This window comes from Ekhidna sp., assembly GCF_965221965.1.
Classification (GTDB): domain Bacteria; phylum Bacteroidota; class Bacteroidia; order Cytophagales; family Cyclobacteriaceae; genus Ekhidna.
On sequence record NZ_OZ244926.1, the window covers coordinates 861,535 to 881,025 of the forward strand.

Consider the following 19,491-nt stretch of genomic DNA (forward strand, 5'->3'; position numbering starts at 1 on the left):
ATGGACAAATCAAATACGGTTTTTGTCGATGATAAAGAATACGCTTTTGAGCCTGGGGAGACCATTCTTCAGTTGCTTCGAAGAATCGATGGAGTGGAGGAGGTGCCGACGTTGTGCGATGCACCTAATCTGAAACCGTTTGGTTCTTGTCGTGTGTGTTCTGTAGATGTGGCTTTGTCTCAGGGTGGAGCAGCCAAAGCTCAGGCCTCATGTCATACTCCGGTCATGGCAGGCGCATATATCTATCCCCATTCGGATAGAATTCAGCGTTTAAGAAAAAATATCGTGGAGCTGGTGCTCACGGATTATCCAAAGGAGCATTTTGATCATGCAAATCCAGCCCAAAACGAGCTGAAAAAAGTAGCAAATCAGTGCGGAATAAACATGGAGCAAGTCCGATATGCTCCGGGTCATAATCATCTGAATCGAACCTCTGATGAAAGCCACGCTTACATGCGTGCGGATATGACATCATGTATCAATTGCTATCGATGTGTGCGTGCGTGTGACGAGGTACAGGGAGAGATGGTGCTAACGATGCAGGGGAGAGGATTTGATAATGAAGTGGTGATGGGCATGAATGAAGGGTTCAAAGAATCTGATTGTGTTTCTTGCGGTGCATGTAGTCAGGCGTGTCCTACAGGTGCCATTACAGATATTTTCGAGTCAAAATTCAATGATGCAGATACAAAAACACGCACTATTTGTACGTATTGTGGGGTGGGTTGCAATCTGGATGTCGCCGTTCGGGATGGAGAGATTACAAGCATCACCGCTCCATATGATGCAGAGGTTAATGAAGGGCACACATGCCTGAAAGGTCGATACGCATTCCAGTTTTATAATCATCCGGAGCGCCTGAGAAGTCCAATGGTGCGTAAAGACGGTGAGCTCGTGTCTGTAGGTTGGGATGAGGCGTATGACTACATGGTGGATCGGTTCAACTCCTTGAGAGATGAGTACGGTGCTGACTCGATAGCAGGCATTTCTTCTGCGCGGTGTACCAACGAGGAAAATTACTTAATGCAGAAATTCATTCGCGCAGTGGTGGGTACCAATAATATTGACTGCTGTGCACGGGTGTGTCATTCGCCCACGGCACTGGGTATGCAGCGTGCTTTTGGTACAGGTGCAGCAACCAACTCAGTCAAAGACATCAAGGATACTGATTGTATCATGATTATCGGCGCTAATCCGACGGATGCTCATCCGGTAACGGGAGCACGGATTAAACAGGCGGCTATGAAAGGCACTAAACTTATTGTAATTGATCCACGGGAAATCTCATTAGCCAAATATGCTGATTACCATTTACAACTTAGGCCAGGTACCAATGTGGCGTTGCTCAATATGATGATGTACTATATCGTGCAGGAAGGGTTGGTAGATAGCCAATTTGTGGAAACACGAACCGAGGGATTTGAAGACTTTAAAAAGCAGATTCTGGCACTGGATATTGACAAAATGGAACAGGTGACCGGAGTGGATCGTGCATTGGTGAAAGAAGCAGCCATGTGCTACGCTCAGGTGCCTAACGCCATGTCATTCCACGGGTTGGGTGTGACCGAACATTCTCAGGGTACCTTCACTGTTCAGCAAATTGCTGATCTGGCCATGCTGACCGGTAATATTGGTCGTCCCGGTGTAGGCGTTAATCCTTTGAGGGGACAGAACAACGTTCAAGGTGCAGCCGATATGGGTGCTCAGCCTCATCAGGGGGCAGGATATCTGGATGTAACCAACCCGGATATTCACAAGAAGTATGAAGCATTTTATAATGCGAAAGTGCCTACCCATATCGGGTTTAAAATTCCGGAAATGTTTGATGCGGCTATCGATGGGCAGCTTAAGGCGCTATGGATCATTGGAGAGGATGTTGTGCAAACGGATCCCAATACAGATAAAGTGAAACGCGCATTAACCAGCCTGGATATGCTGGTGGTGCAGGAGCTATTTATGACCGAAACGGCTAAGCTGGCGGACGTGGTGCTTCCGGGTGCTTCGTTTCTCGAAAAGTCGGGGACTTTCACCAATGGGGAGCGCCGTATACAACGAGTTAATCAGGTGGTAGAATCCCTGGAAGGATCAAAAGCCGATGGTCAGATCATCGTGGACGTAATGAACCGAATGGGGTACCCGCAACCGGAATATCACCCAAAAACCATGTTGGAAGAGATTTCGCAGATTGTTCCCTTTTTCAAGGGTGTCAAATGGGATGAGCTTGGGGATAATGGAAAACAGTGGCCGGTACCTGCAGATGGTTCGAGTACAGAGATCATTCACGTGAATGAATTCAAACGAGGCAAAGGTCAGCTGAGCTACTTTGACTGGAAGGAGTCCAAAGAGATCGAAGATTATGGCAAGGAGTTTCCGTTCATCATCACGACCAATAGAGAGCTGGAACACTACAACTGTGGTGCGATGACTCGCAGAACCAACAATGTCGATATCCTGTCCGAGGATGTGCTATTGATCAATCCAAAGGATGCTGCGGACAATCAGATTGAGGATGGCGATATGGTGTGTGTTACCTCGGCCAGAGGCAAAGTGGACATCAAAGCGAAAATAACTGATGAGGTGCGTCCCGGTGTGATGAGTACCACTTTCCACTTTCCAGAAATTATGGTCAATCTAATCACCAGCGACATTCATGATTCAGAAGCTAAATGTCCGGAGTATAAAGTAGTAGCTGTTAAGATTCGAAAGTCTAAGGGTGCTTATGCAAAATGAGGTTGAAGAAACTCAATTTATTTTCTGAATCCTGATGAGTCAGCAAATCGCAAGTGGTTTATACGGTTTAGTCTTAATGGGTGGGAAGAGTACCAGAATGGGTTTTGATAAGTCGATGATTCCCTATCACGGAAAGCCCCAGAGTCAACATTTGTTTGAGTTGCTCACCGAAATGCTGGAAGAAACCTATTTATCTGTTCGTAGGGATCAGGAGATGGTTTTTACTGATAAAGTCATCATTGATGCTTTTGATGCAAAGGGACCATTAAATGGATTGCTGAGTGCACATAAAGCATTCCCGGATATTGCATGGCTCGTACTTGCAGTAGATATGCCATTCATTCGTCCCAGAACGATCTCAAAGCTGATCGAACATCGGGGTAAAGAGATGGCGACTGCTTATGTTAATTCAGAAAACGGTCACCCGGAACCTCTTATGGCTATATGGGAGCCGCATGCGCTTGAGATTCTTATGGACCACCATAAAAAAGGAAGAGATGTTTACCCTTCCGAATTCTTACAGCGAAACGATATACGTACCTTAGAACCGAGAGAAGATGCCATACTTTTTAATGTGAATACACCTTCGGATTTTGAGCGAGCTAAAAGGGTAATCAATCAATTAAGCTAATCAATTTAAAAAAGGCATCCGTTAGGATGCCTTTAGCTAAAACCATTGGTCAGTTACGGAAGCCATGCCAGCCCCCGTTTGTTTTTCCAGATGAAATACTTCTCCAATAGAATTTTTCCAAAATCGTTAAATATGTTAGGAAGCATAATGGCAAACTGCCTTGGTTTAAATAGGTGGTTTGCAAAGAGATATACCTCCTTATGCCCCGCATCCATAATGCATAAAGCGGGTATTTTACCCCATTCTTTTTCGTATAGCTTGGTTTTTCCGTTGATTATCCTTGCTATATTTTTAGCCACAATCTTTCCGGTTACATCACTTGGAAAGCCCGTTTTTGGTACCCCAAAAGGGGTGCTTTTAATTTCAAACGGAGGTTTGACCTGCACAGCTAGACCGGCAGCAAACACATTGTCATATGTAATATGTTGGTAAGAAGGTTTGGTTTCCACAAAACCCTTTGCATCTACCAGTTTGGTGCTTGCTTTCATTACATCCGCACCCTCAAAAGGTGGCATTAACATGGCCATTTTATATGGTAGTTCCCTTCCGTCTTTTAGAATGATTTTGTCAGTCTCGATTTTTTCGATACTGGCATCAGTGATCCATTCAATGTTATACATTTTCATGAAGAGCTTAAGCATCTTCTCACCTCCGGGCATGCCATCGATTCCAAAATTGCCAAGGTATGGTTCAGGTGTGATCCAGTAGAGCTTCACCTTATCGCGTACCTTTCTTCTCCTGAGCTCCTTATCCATATTGAACAAATACTCGTATGCAGCACCCATGCAGCTAGCCCCTTGAGTAGCTCCCACGATTACCGGACCTGGGTCTTTGACCAGTTCTTCAAATTTTTCCAGGGTTTTCATTGCTAGCTTAGGAATTACGATGTTGTTGATTTTGTGATCTTCAGGTTTCAGACCATCGACAATATTAAAATTCATTTTAACCCCTGTAGCAATAACCAGGTACTCGTAATTGATTTTTTCACCTCCTTCAATATAAACGGTGTTGGTATCAGGGTCAATCTGTTCGGCCATCTTTTGAATGAAATGAATTCCTTTCTTATTGAAAATTGGACGAAGATCGAATCGTATATCTTCTATTTTTCTACGTCCAAATGGTACCCATATTAATGAAGGTACATACAGGAAGTCATGAGTGGGAGAGATGACTGTGATCTGGTATTCACTTTTCCGTTTCAGTTTTTTTCGTAATTGCAATGCCGCCGTATACCCCGCGAAATTGCTGCCCAGTATGACGATATTTTTCATGGCCTTAGACATTTGGTTTTAACTGATACTAAACTAGATGCAGACATGGTTAAAAGGCATGATGAACGTCATATGAATGATTGAATAATCTCAAAATCAGGTAGTTATGTAACAATTGTTACATAAGAAGCAAACTCAATTAAAGAGTGTTAAATAACCTTTACATGTTGACCCATGAGATATTCATACAGGTGATGAATATCAAACAGTTGCTGGGCTCCTAATTTCTGACCGGCCTGAGCTGAGAAATAAAGAATAAGACCAATTACTGCAAAGACAGGTAAAGTCCAAAGGATGGAGGCGTCCATTCCCAAACTCAATTGGGTCAGCCCCCACATGCCAAGGAAAAGTGATAATAAACCCAGAGTCACATACCCAAAAAAGAAAATCGCCCAGACGGTGGGGTTGGGACCATATAGTCCCCGAATGACTACCTGATCTTCATCTTGCTCGAATGTCAGGTGTAGCTGAGGAGACCAAAAGTGCTGCTCGTTAGGATGGATTTTAATATATAAGTGTCCGGGTAAATAATTTGTAACAAAGGTTTCTGCTTTTTGCTGTACACCCTCTACAAGTTTTTTTTCTACCTCCTCTTTTTTACCGGGAGTCACGTGCTTAAACCGTGGACGTATCTTGAAGCTGGACATGGTTTAAGCTAGAGAAATCTGATGCTGAAGCTTTTCCACCTTCGATTGTTTTTCTGTAAGCTCTTTTCGTTGCTTATCTAAAGGGCCACCTTTAAAATCATCCAATTGAAGTGAGAGTTTATACATCATATCTTCCAGTGCCTCAAGAAGAATCGCTTTGTTTTCAGGGGTTGCGTCTACCATCATTTGTGCCTTTCTGGAAAGATAAACAGAACAAGGGAAGTTTCTGATTTATTTCAAAAGCTTCACTTTGCGAAATTGATTATCTCTCATTCGATAGGCGTTCATGGCCGTTTTACCGAGTTTGTTTGTGAGTCTGTGATTGACTAATGCGCCGGCAATGGCACCTACTCCTGGAATGAGTTGCAGCAATTTGGCCAAATCAATGTAATCCCTGTATTCAAGCTGGAAGGTACGCCAATCAAATGTATTGAGATCGTCCGGAAGCTGCTCTTTTGTCAACTCCCAGTTTTCCATTTTTTCGAAGATCATGTTGCGGTGCTGCTGACTGGAAAAAGTGAGCTGAAAGATGTAGAGAATGTATAATCGCTCTTTATAATCTTTAGTGCTATACCCATACCTTGAGGCGATTTCGAATAGCATTTTCATTTTAAGGGTTAGCCATAGGGGGAAGTCGGCCAGGCTGAGAAGAAATCCTCCAAACCCGGTAGCCGCTCCTTCCACCGCTGCTGAAGAGGAGTAGAAGTTGATCCGTTCTTTGATTTTGCTCTCTGTCTCTTCCAGTGATTTGATGTCCTTTCTTGTACGAGTTGTGAATCTTGACCCGAATAGCACTGCTCGTGTCATTTCTTTAATTGCTTTGGTAATGACCCGGTGTACTTTCTCCGGAATGATGGTATTGACTTTCTTCTGTACTTTTTTTGTTGTCCGATTCCAGAAGGTAGGTTTTTTGCGCATGGCATGCTGCCAATTATGTAGCTCAGTGGCCACAATTTGTTCATAGATGGAGTAGCGATCAGACATTGAAGTGAATATAAAACTTTTGATACCATAATATAAGATGGTATTCGACAAACCAATTGAATCATATTTGCGTTTTCAATCCTGCGAAATGGCTAATCGATTATCTCACCTCAGATTTATTATCGCTTTTATTTTTTGCATCGGATTGATGTTACCAATGCGGGCCCAGGAGGCCGGCTTAGTAAAGCGTGTGTGGAATTCGATCTTCAATGATACCACCTCTATGGAGCGACCCAAATTCATCGCTTATCCGACTTTAGCTTATTCGCCGGAAACCGAGTGGGAGATTGGGGTGAGTGCGGTGTATGTTTACTATGCTAATCAGGATATAAAAAATCGATTGAGTGAAATCACAGCGTTTAGCTTTGTCACTTTGGAAAACCAGTATGGTTTATGGATGGATCATGCTCTATACAGTGATCAGAGCAAATGGTTTTTTCTTGGAAGGATCAGACTTCAACAGTTTCCATTGCACTATTTCGGAGTGGGTCCGGATACGAATGGTCAAGAGCTTGCACGGATTGATGCCGGTAGCATAAATATACGAGAGCGGGTGCTCAGAAAGGTCTACAAGAGTCTGTATTTAGGACTTGAGACTGACTTTCAAAAGTTGTCAGATGTTAGCCTTACTTCACTTACATCTGAGCCGTATGAAATGCCGAGAGGATTACAGAAATTCAGTAACATCGGTTTAGGTTTCGGATTGGTTTATGATAATCGTCACAACGTACTCAATGTGAGAGACGGCTTCTTTGGTGAAACGGGTTTTCTACGTTACGACAATGCCTGGGGGAGTGATTTTGAATTCACCTCCTTCTTTTTTGATTCCAGATATTATCACTCGATGAACAAATCACAAGTGTTGGCTTCACAGATTTATTTCTCAGAAGTTCAGGGAACAGCCCCTTTCAATCAACTTTCGTTGATGGGAGGGGAGTCGCTAATGAGAGGATATTATCTTGGGAGATATAGGGATCAAACACTGCTGGCCGCACAGACAGAGTATCGATTTCTGCCATTTCCGTTCAGCGAGCGTTGGGGAGCGGCAGCATTTCTTGGTGTTGGGACGGTGAGTGATGGAATAGCAAACCTGGATATGAGTAAGCTGAAAGTGGCAGGTGGTACAGGTGTGCGCTTTCTGATTTTTCGTAGTAAGGACATCTTTACGCGATTTGATGTGGCAGTTACAGAGGATGGTTTAGGGTATTATTTCTTTATAGGAGAAGCATTTTAAAAATTCAAAATGGATTTTTTAAAAAAATTGAATAGTGAGTGACATAGGGTTGTCACTTGACTTTTTCTTTTTGCAATGAAAGAACGGTTTATTGACGGAAATAACCCTCTATTGTGCCGTTTTTACACCTTAGGAAATATCAAATTGTAACTCACCTTTGATGCATGGAAAATGAAAATGTAATAGCAGAGGCACCCGCTCCTAAAAGATCCCTGTGGAGAGCCTTAAATGATGCCATCCGTGGCACGGATGCTGACTATACCAAAATTGACCTCAAAAAGGCCATCTTCTTACTGGCAGTTCCCATGATTTTGGAGCTGGTGATGGAATCCACTTTCGCTGTGGTGGACATCTATTTTGTCGGGAAGCTGGGTTCCTCGGCTGTTGCAACGGTTGGACTTACAGAGACATATCTGTTTCTACTTTATTCCATAGCCATGGGTCTTGCTATGGCAGTCACTGCCATAATCGCTCGGCGGATCGGAGAGAAAAACAAAGATGAGGCGGGAAAATCGGCAGTACAGGCCATCTTCCTTTCTATACTGATTTCACTTCCATTTGCGATTGCCGGTATCTTCTTCTCCAAAGAACTTCTTGGGCTTATGGGGGCGGATGAGTGGGCCATTGAAAACGGCTATGGCTACACCCAATGGATGCTGGGAGCAAATGGTATCATCATTTTGCTCTTTGTGATCAATGCTATTTTCAGAGGAGCGGGTGATGCGGCAATTGCGATGCGTGTACTTTGGATCGCTAATGGCTTAAACATCATACTTGATCCCTTATTCATTTTTGGTTGGGGACCAATACCAGCAATGGGCATAGAAGGAGCTGCGATCGCCACGACCACCGGAAGAGGTATCGCAGTGGGCATTCAACTCTGGACCCTATTCAAGGGAGGAAAACATATTCAGGTGTTGATGTCTCAGATTACGTGGAATGCAAAAGTGATAATGAACATTATCAAAACATCCGTAGGAGGTGTAGGTCAGATGATTGTAACCATGACCTCCTGGATTTTCCTGATGAGAATACTCGCTGATGTAGGGAGTGAGGCTGTTGCCGGTGCTACTATTGCATTGAGGGTCATGCTATTTACGCTTATGCCAGCGTGGGGTCTTTCTAATGCAGCAGCCACTTTGGTGGGGCAAAACCTGGGTGCTGGTAGCCCCGACCGTGCTGAGGCTTCTGTGTGGAAGATCGGATTTTACAATATGATTTTTCTGGTAGCGGTTTCATTTGCCTACTTTTTCTTCAACGAGCAGCTGATGGGAATTTTCACTGCTGACCAACGAGTGATTGAGATAGGTGGTGAGTGGTTGCAGATTCTATCTTATTCCTACTTTGTTTATGGTTGGTGGATGGTTTCTGTTCAGGCATTCAATGGTTCGGGTGATACTCAAACCCCGACGAAAATTAATTTGGTCTTTTTCTGGTTGATCCAGATACCGCTGGCCTACCTGTTGGCACTGGAATGGAACTGGGCACATTCCGGTGTATTTTGGGCCGTATTTTTCTCAGAGACTGCTGTAGGGTTATTTACCCTTTGGCTATTCAAAAAAGGCAAGTGGAAAACAACTGAGGTTTGATTTATGAATATCTCAGAATACAATAGAACCCAAACGGAGAATGACAGACGGATTTGTGAGCGTCTGATGAGTCTAATCAATACATATCTTCCAGAGGCTGAAAGCAAGATATGGCACAGGCATCCGGTGTGGTTTCTCGATGGAAATCCAACTGTTGGATACAGCAAGTTGAAGGATTGCATTCGGTTGATGTTCTGGAGTGGGATGGGATTTGAAGAGCTGGAACTAAAACCTGGTACAGGTAAATTCAAAGATGCTTCCATGCAATATACCCGAGTCGATCAAATCAGTGAGGAAGACCTGAAACGATGGCTTGAAAAATCAAGAACCATTCAATGGGACTATAAGAATATTGTCAAGAAAAAAGGTCGATTGGATCGACTTTAGATTACACAGCAAATGGTTACAAATGAACAATTCAGAAAATTAGCTTTATCCTTTCCAGGTACGGAAGAAAACCCACACTTTGATAGGCAAGCTTTTAAGGTGACGAAGAAGCGCAACTTTGCAACTATCCACGAAGCATCGCAAACGGCTAATTTGAAGTTGCCATTAGTCGAGCAGTCGGTTTTCTGCGATTTCGGAGATGGGGTTTATCAGGTTCCCAACAAATGGGGATTACAGGGTTGGACCACATTTGAACTCGCAGAGGTTCCTGAAGAACTGATTCTGGATGCTTTAGAAAGTGCTTACAATGATGTGCTAAAACCAAAGAAATAGTCGGACCGAACTTCTGTTTACCGATCCTCAATCTTTACTTTTCCCACAATTGGCAGCTTAATCTGAGACAGGTATTCAGCAGAGTGATGAATGGTGTTATGTGCCACAATGCCTTCCGTCTCATCATAGTTGTTACCACCGGTATTCAGGTTCCGCATAAATCGAGGAAAATTACTGCTGGCAACCTCAATTCTGATTCTGTGTCCTTTTTTGAAATAGTTACTCGTAGACAGGGGTGTAAGGTCGATCTTGTAAACTTCTCCCTCTTCCATAAATACCTCCTTATCATATCCTTCCCTGTACCGGGCTCGCTGGATGGTCTCATCCAGATTGTAAGCAGTACCATCCGGATGTACATCAATCAACTTGATAGTGAAATCTGTGTCTTTCACATCGGAAGAAACATACAGCGACATTTCTATAAATCCGGAAACCTCAATGCCCTCTGCCAATGGCTCAGAAGTGTAGACCAGAATATCGTTTCGTGTTTCCATTTCCCGTTGGTCCCGAGCTCCGGCATCAATTGCATTGCCGGTGCAGCATACATTTCCACCATAAGAATACACCGGGTTATGTGGGTCATAGGTGTAGTTGTCCTGATTGGGTTTTGAGGGAGGATTTAGAGAAAGCCTACCATCTCCAAAAAGGCTGTTTGCATTCCCATCACTATCTAGATAGAGAGAGGTCATGTTAGCATCTTTCGGAGGCCAGGTATCGGAGGTCTTCCACTCATTCTTACCCATCAGGTAGTACTGCACACGTGGCAGGTCATCTGTAAAGTCACTTTTGCCATCGTCTTTGAGCCAGTGATCAAACCAGCCGTAGATCATTTCATCGTAGTTATTGCGGGCGTCACCCACACTCATCTCACCAACCATGGTATTTTCTGTGGCTCTCTGGTAACCACAATGCAGGGTGGGAGCAATAACCAGGTATTGATTGTCTGCTACTTTCTTATCAGGATGGTTTCTCATATGATTGAAAAGCGCAAGGTTCGGACTGACAGAAACGTCGTACCAGGATACAAACCAGAAGCTCGGCTTGTTGATTTCCATATCATCATGGTAAAGCCCGCCTTCAAACCAGGCAGGATCATTTGGTTTTCTCAGGATCATCTTATCAAAAATCTCTTTCTTTCCTCCCATATTTTTTAGCATATCCTGTACGGGTAAGTGTGACATAGCAGCCAGCATATCATCAATTCGAGGGTTTTCAGGGGCCAGATCGTAAAACCTGGATATTCTGATTAGGTCTTCCTGGGTTGCTCCTGCCGGAATACGTGGTTTAAACTTATCATGCTCCACGCCGTATAGCCAGGCAGCAAAGAGCATCTGAAAGGCACCACCCCGATACCAGTTGCCCTGCTCGTAATAACCATTGACTGTTCCAACACCGGCACCATAGCCCATGGGTATCATGGCTGCATGCGCAGGGTGATCCATTGCAGCCACTGCCATTTGCCATTCCGCAGTGGAAGAGCAACCGAGTGTTCCGATCTTCCCATTACTCCATTCCTGATCTGCCATCCAGGTGAAAGCATCATATCCATCTGTTAATGGCACACCCAGGATATCCCACTCTCCCTCAGAGTAATACCTTCCTCTTTCATTTTGAACGACATAAGCAAATCCTTTTTCTACTGCGTCAAGAGCACGTTCGTAGTTTCGAGTACGCTCCTCTCCATCACCCCAGCTGTTAAAATTGTAAGGCGTTCTGGAGAAAATGATTGGCACTTTTTCATCGGTTTTAGGTCGGTAGATGTCGGTGGCCAGTCTCACACCATCCCGCATGGGCATCATGACCTTCTGATCGATTATGGCAATTTCTTCAAGCTTTTCCCGAGCGGATTGCGCGAACGAGACGGCAACAAATAAGATGGAAAACAGAAATACGGATAACTTTTTCATGATGTTAGAAAGGTTAGATGGATTAAGTTAATGATTTCTGAAGAAGTCATCGAGACAATGGAAAGATTGCATCAGAGATTTTAGTAAATTGATTTGGGAAACAATCATATGAATAATGAAAAGGACTACCCTGCTTTCCTTGATGATAATCCTTATATCCGCCACAGGCTATGCTCAGGATAAATATCTTGACAAGGTTCAAACGCTCGATTCAACCATCGAAACCCTATATGCAGTCATCTCCGGAGAAGCAGGGGAAAAAAGGAATTGGGAATTATTTAAATACCTCTTCACCGAAGATGCTCGGTTGATCCCTTCCGGACCCGATGAGGAAGGAAAAATTGGTTATCGTGTGATGAACCCGGATCAATACATTGAAACATCAGGAGCGTGGCTGGAAGAAAATGGATTTTTTGAAAAAGAGATTTATCGTGTGACCGAATCGTTTGGTTCACTAACACATATTTTTAGCACCTATGAGTCATACAGAAGTGAATCCGATAAAAAACCATTCACGCGAGGGATCAATAGTATTCAATTGATGAAAGATCAGGATAGGTGGTGGATCGTGAATATTTATTGGACTGGGGAGCGAGCAGATAATCCAATACCTGAAAAATACCTTCCAAAAGATTGATCTTTTAACTCGTAAGCTATGACCAAACACCGAATTTATACCATGAACTTTGCAGGGGTTTATCCTCATTACATTACCAAAGCAGAGAAAAAGGGGCGAACGAAAGAAGATGTCGATCACATCATTGAATGGCTCACAGGTTATGATCAGAAAGGACTTCAGGCTGTGCTGGATAACAAAACCAATTTTGAAGATTTCTTCGAACAAGCTCCTAAGCTCAACCCCAATCGCAAACTGATTAAAGGAGTGGTCTGCGGCATTCGGGTTGAAGAAATTGAGGAGCCACTTATGCAGGAAGTTCGCTACCTGGACAAGCTTATTGACGAATTGGCGAGGGGAAAAAAGATGGAGAGTATTTTGAGAAAATAATATTATGTACATCATTGACTTAAACTACATCGTTCCGCTGGAACAACTGGATGCTCACATGACCGATCATGTGAAATACTTACACAAATATTATAAGCAGAATAAGTTTGTGGCATCCGGACGAAAAGTACCCAGAACCGGAGGCATAATTCTGGCTTTGGCCGACTCAAAAGAAGAAGTAGATCAGATCATTTCAGAAGATCCTTTCTTCATTCATAAACTGGCAGAATTCAAAATCACTGAGTTTCAAACCTCGCAGATGCATCCTCAATTGAAGCCTTTGTTGGGAAAATCCTAAGCCTGAAATCTTAAACTACTTTTATTATGCATGACGCAACCATTCAAAGAGAGATGGCATCATGATGAAAATAAAAACACCTAATCCATGCAAACACTCACACAACAAAAGAATGCCGTAAAATGGTTAAGAATAGTATACCCCCTATGGGCAGTTTTGGGGATGTTCAGTCTCTTGTACGTTCCGTCCCAATTGATTGTCTTGACCGATCCGGAGCTTACAGCTTCCAACATCACCTCGAATGAAATGCTTTTTCGGGTTGGGATAGCAGGAAGCCTTGTTACTCAATTGTTTTGCATAGCCGCTGTTTGGTTTCTATATAAGCTTTTCTATAATGATTATAAAGACGCTACTATTCTGGTCGCCATCTTTGCATTTATCGGAATCCCTATTGATATGTTGAGTGCAGCAAATCAGTTGATGGTTCTTGAAATGCTTGATGATTCTGATCAAGTCATTTATTTGCTCAAGCAAAGCTCAAGAGGAACAATGATCGCCACAATTTTCTGGGGTTTGTGGCTGCTACCTCAAGGTTATATGATCATTCGTTCACCATTATTTCCCCGTATTGTTGGTTGGTTTATGATTTTTGCCGGAGCAGGATATACCATATCAGCGTTTGCCTACTTTCTAGGCATAAAAGGATTAGTGATCGATTTGCTTGAGTATCTCACTTTTGGAGAAGTAATCTGGATGTTATGGATACTCATTATGGGCGCAAGGTGGAAGGCTATTCAGGATTGAATCCTCAAATAAATACTCTTAAGACTAGCTAAACGTCATATTGCCAAGGAAATCTTAAACAATAGATCACACTCTTATTTTGTTATACAAAAGTGTATATAATTGATTATATTTACTTTTGTATAACAAAAAAGTCACATGAGTAAAGGCGAGCATCTTGGTGAATTAGAAGAGATCATTTTAATGATTACCGCGTCATTGATTGATGATGCATATGCAGTCTCTGTAATGGATGAATTAAAAGCTTCAACTGGAAGAAGTATAAATGTGAGTGCTGTGCATTCTGTAATGAAACGCCTTGAAAAGAAAGGATTCCTTCAATCACATGTGGGCGGATCAACAAATGAGCGGGGAGGTCGAAGCAAACGCATTTACTCAATTACTGCTGCAGGAAAGAAAACACTTCAGGAATCGATGAATCTGAGGGTAAATCTGTACCAAAGAATACCCGGATTCACACTAAACAATGCAGGGTTATGAAAAGTCCCCCAAAATGGATTAGTCGATTTTTAGAATGGTATTGTGATCCTGATTTACTGGATGAAATTGCCGGTGACGCACTTGAACTGTACCACCGTCGGTCTACGAAGAGAAGCCAGTTGTATGCAGACGTGTTTTTCTTTCGTGATGTTTTGGGTTACCTCCGATGGACAAATATCAAAAAGCCGAAAAAGTTTATGAATCCACTTAAAAATCTTATTCTGTTCCGCAGTTTTATGAAAATTGGGATCAGGAATATCACCAGACATTATATCGTCAATTCGATCAGTATTTTGGGACTTGCTTTGGCCCTTGGTATAGGTATTACCTCATTGATCTTTTATGATGTGCAGGTAAATATGGACGAGTTCCACACCAAAGGAGATCGGATTTATCAAATAACACAGGTCAGAGAAGGAGCAAAAATTGAAGGGAATACGCCTGCACTTCTTGGCTCCTCATTAAAGACTGACCTGACTATGGTAGAGCGCATGACTCGCATTGAGCGACGAGGCGCGTATGTTAAGTATCGAAATGATACGTTTGAGGAACGTATTGCATTCGTTGATCCTGATTTTTTGCGAATTTTTGATTTCCCGATGATTTCGGGTAATGAGTTCGCGCTGACTCAAAAGAGTGCGATAGTCATCAGTTATGAAATGGCCAAAAAATACTTTGCGAATGAGGATCCGATTGGGAAGGAAATTCAGATCATGTTCAGCGAAACTCATCAAACAAACTTTGTAGTAACAGGGGTCATGGATAAGTATTCTGATTATGCGAGTTTCTATTTTGACTTCTACATACCCTTTGAAAATCTCACAAATCTTCATAGTGAAGTTAACTGGGGCACACAAACAGATGCAACATTTGTGCTGGCCAAACCAAATACCAATTCTTCAGAATTGAAAGAAGGTTTGAGTCAATACCTTACGCCAATCAATGCAAACAAAGAGGAAAAGCTGGTCACTGATTTCAAACTATATCCCCTTTTTGAAATTTCAGAGCATTGTCGTGAAATAGCGGGTTCTGTTTCGTTTACAGCCCCTGCCTTCACACGTATTTCTCTTGCAGTTATTGCTTTGATGCTGATTGCACTTGCTGTCTTCAATTTCATCAATATCTCGATTGCTTCTTATGCTAAGAGACTAAGAGAAATTGCTGTTAGAAAAGTGATAGGTAGTAATCGTAGGCAGATCATTTTTCAGTTTTTTACAGAAAGTTTCTTGTTATGTTTATTCAGCTTCCTGCTGGGCATTTACCTGAGTCTGGCGGTATTTACACCAGGGCTTAATTATTTGATACCGCTACGAATCCCATCTGGTTTTAGCTCTTTATCTTTTATGGTCATATCATTAAGTTGCTTGTTTGCAGGAATTGTTACAATAGTTGGCATCTACCCATCTACCTATATTTCTCGTTTTTCATCGAGCCACATACTTAAAGGCATCACTAAGTTTAAACGCAATAGTTTTTTCTCACGGCTGATGCTAGCCGGTCAGTTCATTCTGGCATTTATCACAATTTTTGGATGCTTTGTTTTTACTTCCCATACACTGGCGCTTTTTGAGAAAGACTGGGGGTATGAAGCTAAAGATGTACTGATGGTACGTACAGTGCGTCTCTCGCAAATGGAACTGATGAGGAATGCAATGATGGAAGACGCTCAGGTTAAATCCCTTGCCATCTCGATGAATAGTCATGTAGGTGCACATAACCCCACCGTCTCCTTTCAATATGAAAATAAAGCGTACGAATCAGTCAGTTACTTTGTGGATGAAAACTACCATAAAGTGCTTGGACTTAATCTTAAACATGGGAGATGGTTTGATGGAACACAGATTGACTTTGATAAATCAGTTATCGTAAATGAGGCCATGGTTCAGGAAATGAACTGGATTGACCCGCTCAATAAAGAGATTGAATATCAAGGGAAAATACGCAGAATCATTGGTGTGGTGGAAGACTTTCATTACCGCAGTTTTCATAGTCTTATCAGACCGGTTTTGTTTTTTGGCCTCCAGGAAGACACCCCATCTAGCCTGTACTATTTAAGTATGAAAAGCGCGTCCAATGATTTGAGAGGGTTGCAGCTAAAAACACAATTGCTATGGGACGAAATAGCACCAGATGAGCCTTACACAGGCATGCTTCAGGAAAATGCCTTTGAGGCGTTTTATGAGGAAACGGAGGCCTCCACTGTTATTTTACTTATAATCAGTTCAATTGCTATCATCCTTGCGTGCCTTGGATTGTTCGGGATGTTTTCGTTTACCATTCAGCGAAGGTTGAAAGAGTTTAGTATTCGTAAGGTTTTGGGTGCATCTCCACTTTCTATCGTCCATCAGGTTAGTAAAACATACGTCATCATCATATCGATCGCTTTATTGGTGGGGGCGCCAATCGGTTATCTCATGATTAATAAATTACTGTCGATTATGTATCCGGAACGTATGGAAACAGGATTATCACCTTTTCTTTTGGCTTTCCTTATTACCGCAGGTACTATCATTATCACAATCATAGGACAAGTTATGCGGGCAGTGAAAGTAAACCCTACTGAAAATTTAAGGGGTGATTAAATGGAGGTCTGATTCCTTTCAATTTGGTAACTTGAGCACTTATGGGCGAGCTCCTCAATAAACAGCACAAGTTTTATCAACATAATGAACAAGAATTGATAGAACAATACAAAGGCCAATTCATCGTCATTCATGATGAAAAGGTGGTTGAATCCTTTGGTTCGGAGCGAGATGCTTATATCTACAGTGTGCAGCATTTTCCTATGGGTACCTTCTTGATTCGGGAGGTGCTGGCTAAAACTTAAAAATAGTCTCGCAAATCTCCACGCCCTATTTTGACATAGCAATTGGAGCGCCTAGCACTACATCAGGAATTCTGAAGGCATCAACCAATGGCACGGCATCCTGACGTACGTCCCAGCATAGCTGGTTAATCAGCTTGCGGATGGCTTTTGTTTTTACACCTTCCATGTATCCGTGCTCCAGATACCAGCCTTTGTTCTTTTCGATTTGAGACAAAGCAAATAATTGGCACAACTTCGTCAGAGCTGCCTTGCAAAGTGGATTTTCGGTGGCTTCCACCTGGGCAATGAACTGTTCTAAAATCAGCTGCTCCACATAGGCAAACCCAACCCCCACCATATGGTATTGTGCCTGATTGAATGCATCAAACGAATCCATACCCAAACTAAGATGCTTGCGCAAGCGCTTTGCAGCAGACGTAAGGATGTCCCGCTCTCGATACGCGAAAGCTTTTCTGTGAAACTCAAAATCCAACAAATGATTGACATCTGTGCTTCGCACAATGATTGGGTTCATTTCGGCAAGATTGGTTTTTGCCTGCTCCGCCACATATCCCAGCATACCAAAAAGGTTGATATCACTGAATTCTTTTTTGAAATCTGACAGCCGACTCTTGGCCACCAGCTGCATCAGCACCGTATTGTCCCCTTCAAAAGTGGTGTACACATCCGTGTCATTTTTCAATTGGTCAATGCGGTTTTCGGAGAGATAGCCTTTGCCCCCGCATGCTTCCCGGCATTCCTGCAAAGTCTGCGTGGTATGCCAGGTAGAAAAAGCTTTCAGCCCGGCGGCCATTGCTTCTATTTCCTGCATATCATCTTCTGTGCGTTTCATAAATCGCTTCGTGAGATGCTGCAAGGCAAAATGACATCCATAGGTGGTGGCTAACAGCGGCATCAATCGACGCTGATGTGTGCGATAGTTCAGGATAGGTACTTCACTGCCGTTTTGCGCACCGAATTGCCTGCGGCTATCCCCGTAGCGAATAGCAATGGTGAGCCCTGACTTGGCTGCACTTATTCCCGACCGAGGGATACCGATTCTTCCGCCTACCAGTGTTCCCAACATCGTGAAAAACCGTCGGTTGTCGCTGGTGATCGGGCTCTGAAATTCTCCATTTTCGTCAATACTGGCATATCTGTCCAGCATGTTCTCCAATGGAATCTGTACCTGATCAAACCAGATTTTACCATTATCAACGCCATTGAGACCCATTTTTCGACCACAGTCTTCGATGGTGATGCCAGGCATTGTCTTCCCTTTCTCGTCTCTGAGCGGCACCACAAATGCATTCACACCATAATCCACATCGTCAACAATCAGTTTGGCAAATACAGTCGCCATACGTCCGTGTAGTGCGGCATTACCAATGTATTCTTTTCCAGCCTGATGGTTTGGCGTGTGAATGATAATATTGTTCTTCTTGTGGTTGTATGTAGCCGTGGTTTCGATCCCTTTCACATTCGATCCATGTCCTGTTTCAGTCATCGCAAAACAGCCTGGGAGTTTCAGTGTACCAATATCGGTAAGGTATTTTTTATGGTGCTTTTCTGTGCCAAGGAAGTAGATACTCATTCCCCACAAACCAAACTGCACCCCAAATTTCACAACCACACTCAGATCATGATAGGAGAGGGTCTCCATGATGGCGAAGTATTTAGCCATATCGTCTTCACCGCCAAACTCCTGTGGGTAGGCCGTGGAGCCAAACCCCTGTGCTGCATGCAGTTTGCACCATTCCAGCACCTTGGCGCGGTAAGCTGTGAGATTGTCCGGATCTACATAATTAAAAGCCGGGTCAGTGAGTACGGTTTTCACACGCTGGATGATCTCCTTGTGCTCCCCGTCTAGCAAATCACCCATTGCATCAATATCAAAACCAGGTGCTGTGCTCAGCAATTCGGACGTGGTGGTGCGTTGGAGCGAACGCAGGTGATAAGCAGACTCCTCTGAGATAATCCCTAAAGCTTCTTCTATTTCCAAAAGCGGAACTTTTAACTCTTCTGCATCAGGTGCCTGGTGGAGCCTGGCCAAATCAATACCTATTTCTACCACGCTCTTTTTCTCTTTCTCCGATATCCTGTCACTTGACTCACGGATGGTTTTCAGCCAGGATTTTAGTTCGTTTGGGGTAGGTGGATCTTTAGGATCAAGAAATGAAAGCAAGAATGCCCGTTCGTCAGCTTTCAATGTATGCTGTTTTTCTATGATGGACTGAAGACTCGTCACTTCACCGGGTGTGAGCACCGCGTCGGCCCAGGCCATATAGAACATTGGAAGAAAGCTATACAGTGCTGGATTGGCCTGCAGCACGGGTGATTGCAGCATGTGTCGCATATATGAGGTGTTTAGGAAAAGATAACCAAAACGGCTTGTTTACCAGCAATAGGATTCTTGGCTTTTTTGATTTTTTAAAGTCATCCTA

The 19,491-nt window shown here is 43.1% G+C and carries 19 protein-coding genes; 13 read left to right on the forward strand and 6 right to left on the reverse strand.

Annotated features, from left to right (window positions below):
* Together fdhF and ACOQON_RS04300 are read left to right on the forward strand one after the other, a co-directional pair.
* On the forward strand, positions 1–2,730 hold the full coding sequence (gene fdhF / locus ACOQON_RS04295; RefSeq protein WP_420577693.1) for a formate dehydrogenase subunit alpha: 2,730 nt from the start codon (positions 1–3) through the stop codon (positions 2,728–2,730).
* Between the two features lie 34 nt (positions 2,731–2,764).
* A complete protein-coding gene (locus ACOQON_RS04300) occupies positions 2,765–3,361 on the forward strand; it encodes an NTP transferase domain-containing protein (RefSeq protein WP_420577694.1) in 597 nt (198 codons plus the stop codon).
* A gap of 53 nt (positions 3,362–3,414) precedes the next feature.
* On the opposite strand, the gene ACOQON_RS04305 is transcribed toward ACOQON_RS04300, so the two are convergent.
* From ACOQON_RS04305 to ACOQON_RS04320, 4 genes are all read right to left on the reverse strand, one after another.
* Positions 3,415–4,632: an NAD(P)/FAD-dependent oxidoreductase gene (locus ACOQON_RS04305; protein ID WP_420577695.1), complete on the reverse strand. Its 1,218-nt coding sequence runs from the start codon at positions 4,630–4,632 to the stop codon at positions 3,415–3,417.
* 149 nt (positions 4,633–4,781) lie between these two features.
* Positions 4,782–5,279, reverse strand: a complete 498-nt coding sequence (locus ACOQON_RS04310; protein ID WP_420577696.1) for a hypothetical protein — start codon at positions 5,277–5,279, stop codon at positions 4,782–4,784.
* A 3-nt stretch (positions 5,280–5,282) separates the two neighbouring features.
* Positions 5,283–5,465 carry a hypothetical protein gene (locus ACOQON_RS04315; RefSeq protein ID WP_420577697.1) on the reverse strand — a complete coding sequence of 61 codons (183 nt, stop codon included), beginning with the start codon at positions 5,463–5,465 and terminating at the stop codon, positions 5,283–5,285.
* Positions 5,466–5,510: 45 nt separating this feature from the next.
* Positions 5,511–6,263 carry an EcsC family protein gene (locus ACOQON_RS04320; RefSeq protein ID WP_420577698.1) on the reverse strand — a complete coding sequence of 251 codons (753 nt, stop codon included), beginning with the start codon at positions 6,261–6,263 and terminating at the stop codon, positions 5,511–5,513.
* Positions 6,264–6,351: 88 nt separating this feature from the next.
* Between ACOQON_RS04320 and ACOQON_RS04325 the strand changes: the two genes are divergently transcribed.
* The 4 genes from ACOQON_RS04325 (at position 6,352) to ACOQON_RS04340 (ending at position 9,806) form a co-directional block, all read left to right on the forward strand.
* Positions 6,352–7,497, forward strand: a complete 1,146-nt coding sequence (locus tag ACOQON_RS04325; RefSeq protein WP_420577699.1) for a BamA/TamA family outer membrane protein — start codon at positions 6,352–6,354, stop codon at positions 7,495–7,497.
* Positions 7,498–7,661: 164 nt separating this feature from the next.
* On the forward strand, positions 7,662–9,086 hold the full coding sequence (locus ACOQON_RS04330; RefSeq protein ID WP_420577700.1) for an MATE family efflux transporter: 1,425 nt from the start codon (positions 7,662–7,664) through the stop codon (positions 9,084–9,086).
* 3 nt (positions 9,087–9,089) lie between these two features.
* Complete coding sequence (locus ACOQON_RS04335; protein ID WP_420577701.1) at positions 9,090–9,473, forward strand: DUF1801 domain-containing protein; 384 nt, start codon at positions 9,090–9,092, stop codon at positions 9,471–9,473.
* Between the two features lie 12 nt (positions 9,474–9,485).
* Entirely contained in the window at positions 9,486–9,806 is a 321-nt protein-coding gene (locus ACOQON_RS04340; RefSeq protein ID WP_420577702.1) for an MmcQ/YjbR family DNA-binding protein, read from the forward strand.
* Between the two features lie 17 nt (positions 9,807–9,823).
* Here ACOQON_RS04340 and ACOQON_RS04345 read toward each other — a convergent pair whose 3' ends face one another.
* Entirely contained in the window at positions 9,824–11,713 is a 1,890-nt protein-coding gene (locus ACOQON_RS04345) for a CocE/NonD family hydrolase (RefSeq protein ID WP_420577703.1), read from the reverse strand.
* A gap of 115 nt (positions 11,714–11,828) precedes the next feature.
* Here ACOQON_RS04345 and ACOQON_RS04350 point away from each other — a divergent pair, with 115 nt between their 5' ends.
* The 7 genes from ACOQON_RS04350 to ACOQON_RS04380 all read left to right on the forward strand — a co-directional run bounded on the left by ACOQON_RS04350 (position 11,829) and on the right by ACOQON_RS04380 (position 17,068).
* Complete coding sequence (locus ACOQON_RS04350) at positions 11,829–12,350, forward strand: hypothetical protein (RefSeq protein WP_420577704.1); 522 nt, start codon at positions 11,829–11,831, stop codon at positions 12,348–12,350.
* Between the two features lie 18 nt (positions 12,351–12,368).
* The gene (locus ACOQON_RS04355) at positions 12,369–12,719 is read left to right on the forward strand and encodes a DUF2200 domain-containing protein (protein ID WP_420577705.1); all 351 of its coding nucleotides are present in this window, start codon (positions 12,369–12,371) and stop codon (positions 12,717–12,719) included.
* A 4-nt stretch (positions 12,720–12,723) separates the two neighbouring features.
* Positions 12,724–13,017: a YciI family protein gene (locus ACOQON_RS04360; protein WP_420577706.1), complete on the forward strand. Its 294-nt coding sequence runs from the start codon at positions 12,724–12,726 to the stop codon at positions 13,015–13,017.
* 87 nt (positions 13,018–13,104) lie between these two features.
* A complete protein-coding gene (locus tag ACOQON_RS04365; RefSeq protein ID WP_420577707.1) occupies positions 13,105–13,761 on the forward strand; it encodes a DUF4386 domain-containing protein in 657 nt (218 codons plus the stop codon).
* A gap of 138 nt (positions 13,762–13,899) precedes the next feature.
* Entirely contained in the window at positions 13,900–14,241 is a 342-nt protein-coding gene (locus ACOQON_RS04370; protein ID WP_420577708.1) for a PadR family transcriptional regulator, read from the forward strand.
* Complete coding sequence (locus ACOQON_RS04375; protein WP_420577709.1) at positions 14,238–16,823, forward strand: ABC transporter permease; 2,586 nt, start codon at positions 14,238–14,240, stop codon at positions 16,821–16,823. Before ACOQON_RS04370 ends, ACOQON_RS04375 begins: the two co-directional genes overlap by 4 nt.
* A 41-nt stretch (positions 16,824–16,864) precedes the next feature.
* The gene (locus ACOQON_RS04380; RefSeq protein WP_420577710.1) at positions 16,865–17,068 is read left to right on the forward strand and encodes a hypothetical protein; all 204 of its coding nucleotides are present in this window, start codon (positions 16,865–16,867) and stop codon (positions 17,066–17,068) included.
* A gap of 25 nt (positions 17,069–17,093) precedes the next feature.
* On the opposite strand, the gene ACOQON_RS04385 is transcribed toward ACOQON_RS04380, so the two are convergent.
* The gene (locus ACOQON_RS04385; RefSeq protein WP_420577711.1) at positions 17,094–19,403 is read right to left on the reverse strand and encodes an acyl-CoA dehydrogenase; all 2,310 of its coding nucleotides are present in this window, start codon (positions 19,401–19,403) and stop codon (positions 17,094–17,096) included.
* Positions 19,404–19,491 lie beyond the last annotated feature (88 nt).

What these genes read in the sequence shown, in the direction of transcription:
- ACOQON_RS04340 (WP_420577702.1), top strand. Translation starts at nt 9,486, where the DNA reads ATGGTTACAAATGAACAATTCAGAAAATTAGCTTTATCCTTTCCAGGT.
- ACOQON_RS04305 (WP_420577695.1), bottom strand. Translation starts at nt 4,632, where the DNA reads ATGAAAAATATCGTCATACTGGGCAGCAATTTCGCGGGGTATACGGCG.
- ACOQON_RS04380 (WP_420577710.1), top strand. Translation starts at nt 16,865, where the DNA reads ATGGGCGAGCTCCTCAATAAACAGCACAAGTTTTATCAACATAATGAA.
- ACOQON_RS04345 (WP_420577703.1), bottom strand. Translation starts at nt 11,713, where the DNA reads ATGAAAAAGTTATCCGTATTTCTGTTTTCCATCTTATTTGTTGCCGTC.
- ACOQON_RS04300 (WP_420577694.1), top strand. Translation starts at nt 2,765, where the DNA reads ATGAGTCAGCAAATCGCAAGTGGTTTATACGGTTTAGTCTTAATGGGT.
- ACOQON_RS04375 (WP_420577709.1), top strand. Translation starts at nt 14,238, where the DNA reads ATGAAAAGTCCCCCAAAATGGATTAGTCGATTTTTAGAATGGTATTGT.
- ACOQON_RS04330 (WP_420577700.1), top strand. Translation starts at nt 7,662, where the DNA reads ATGGAAAATGAAAATGTAATAGCAGAGGCACCCGCTCCTAAAAGATCC.
- ACOQON_RS04355 (WP_420577705.1), top strand. Translation starts at nt 12,369, where the DNA reads ATGACCAAACACCGAATTTATACCATGAACTTTGCAGGGGTTTATCCT.
- ACOQON_RS04320 (WP_420577698.1), bottom strand. Translation starts at nt 6,263, where the DNA reads ATGTCTGATCGCTACTCCATCTATGAACAAATTGTGGCCACTGAGCTA.
- ACOQON_RS04365 (WP_420577707.1), top strand. Translation starts at nt 13,105, where the DNA reads ATGCAAACACTCACACAACAAAAGAATGCCGTAAAATGGTTAAGAATA.
- ACOQON_RS04370 (WP_420577708.1), top strand. Translation starts at nt 13,900, where the DNA reads ATGAGTAAAGGCGAGCATCTTGGTGAATTAGAAGAGATCATTTTAATG.
- ACOQON_RS04310 (WP_420577696.1), bottom strand. Translation starts at nt 5,279, where the DNA reads ATGTCCAGCTTCAAGATACGTCCACGGTTTAAGCACGTGACTCCCGGT.
- ACOQON_RS04350 (WP_420577704.1), top strand. Translation starts at nt 11,829, where the DNA reads ATGAAAAGGACTACCCTGCTTTCCTTGATGATAATCCTTATATCCGCC.
- fdhF (WP_420577693.1), top strand. Translation starts at nt 1, where the DNA reads ATGGACAAATCAAATACGGTTTTTGTCGATGATAAAGAATACGCTTTT.
- ACOQON_RS04385 (WP_420577711.1), bottom strand. Translation starts at nt 19,403, where the DNA reads ATGCGACACATGCTGCAATCACCCGTGCTGCAGGCCAATCCAGCACTG.
- ACOQON_RS04335 (WP_420577701.1), top strand. Translation starts at nt 9,090, where the DNA reads ATGAATATCTCAGAATACAATAGAACCCAAACGGAGAATGACAGACGG.
- ACOQON_RS04315 (WP_420577697.1), bottom strand. Translation starts at nt 5,465, where the DNA reads ATGATGGTAGACGCAACCCCTGAAAACAAAGCGATTCTTCTTGAGGCA.
- ACOQON_RS04325 (WP_420577699.1), top strand. Translation starts at nt 6,352, where the DNA reads ATGGCTAATCGATTATCTCACCTCAGATTTATTATCGCTTTTATTTTT.
- ACOQON_RS04360 (WP_420577706.1), top strand. Translation starts at nt 12,724, where the DNA reads ATGTACATCATTGACTTAAACTACATCGTTCCGCTGGAACAACTGGAT.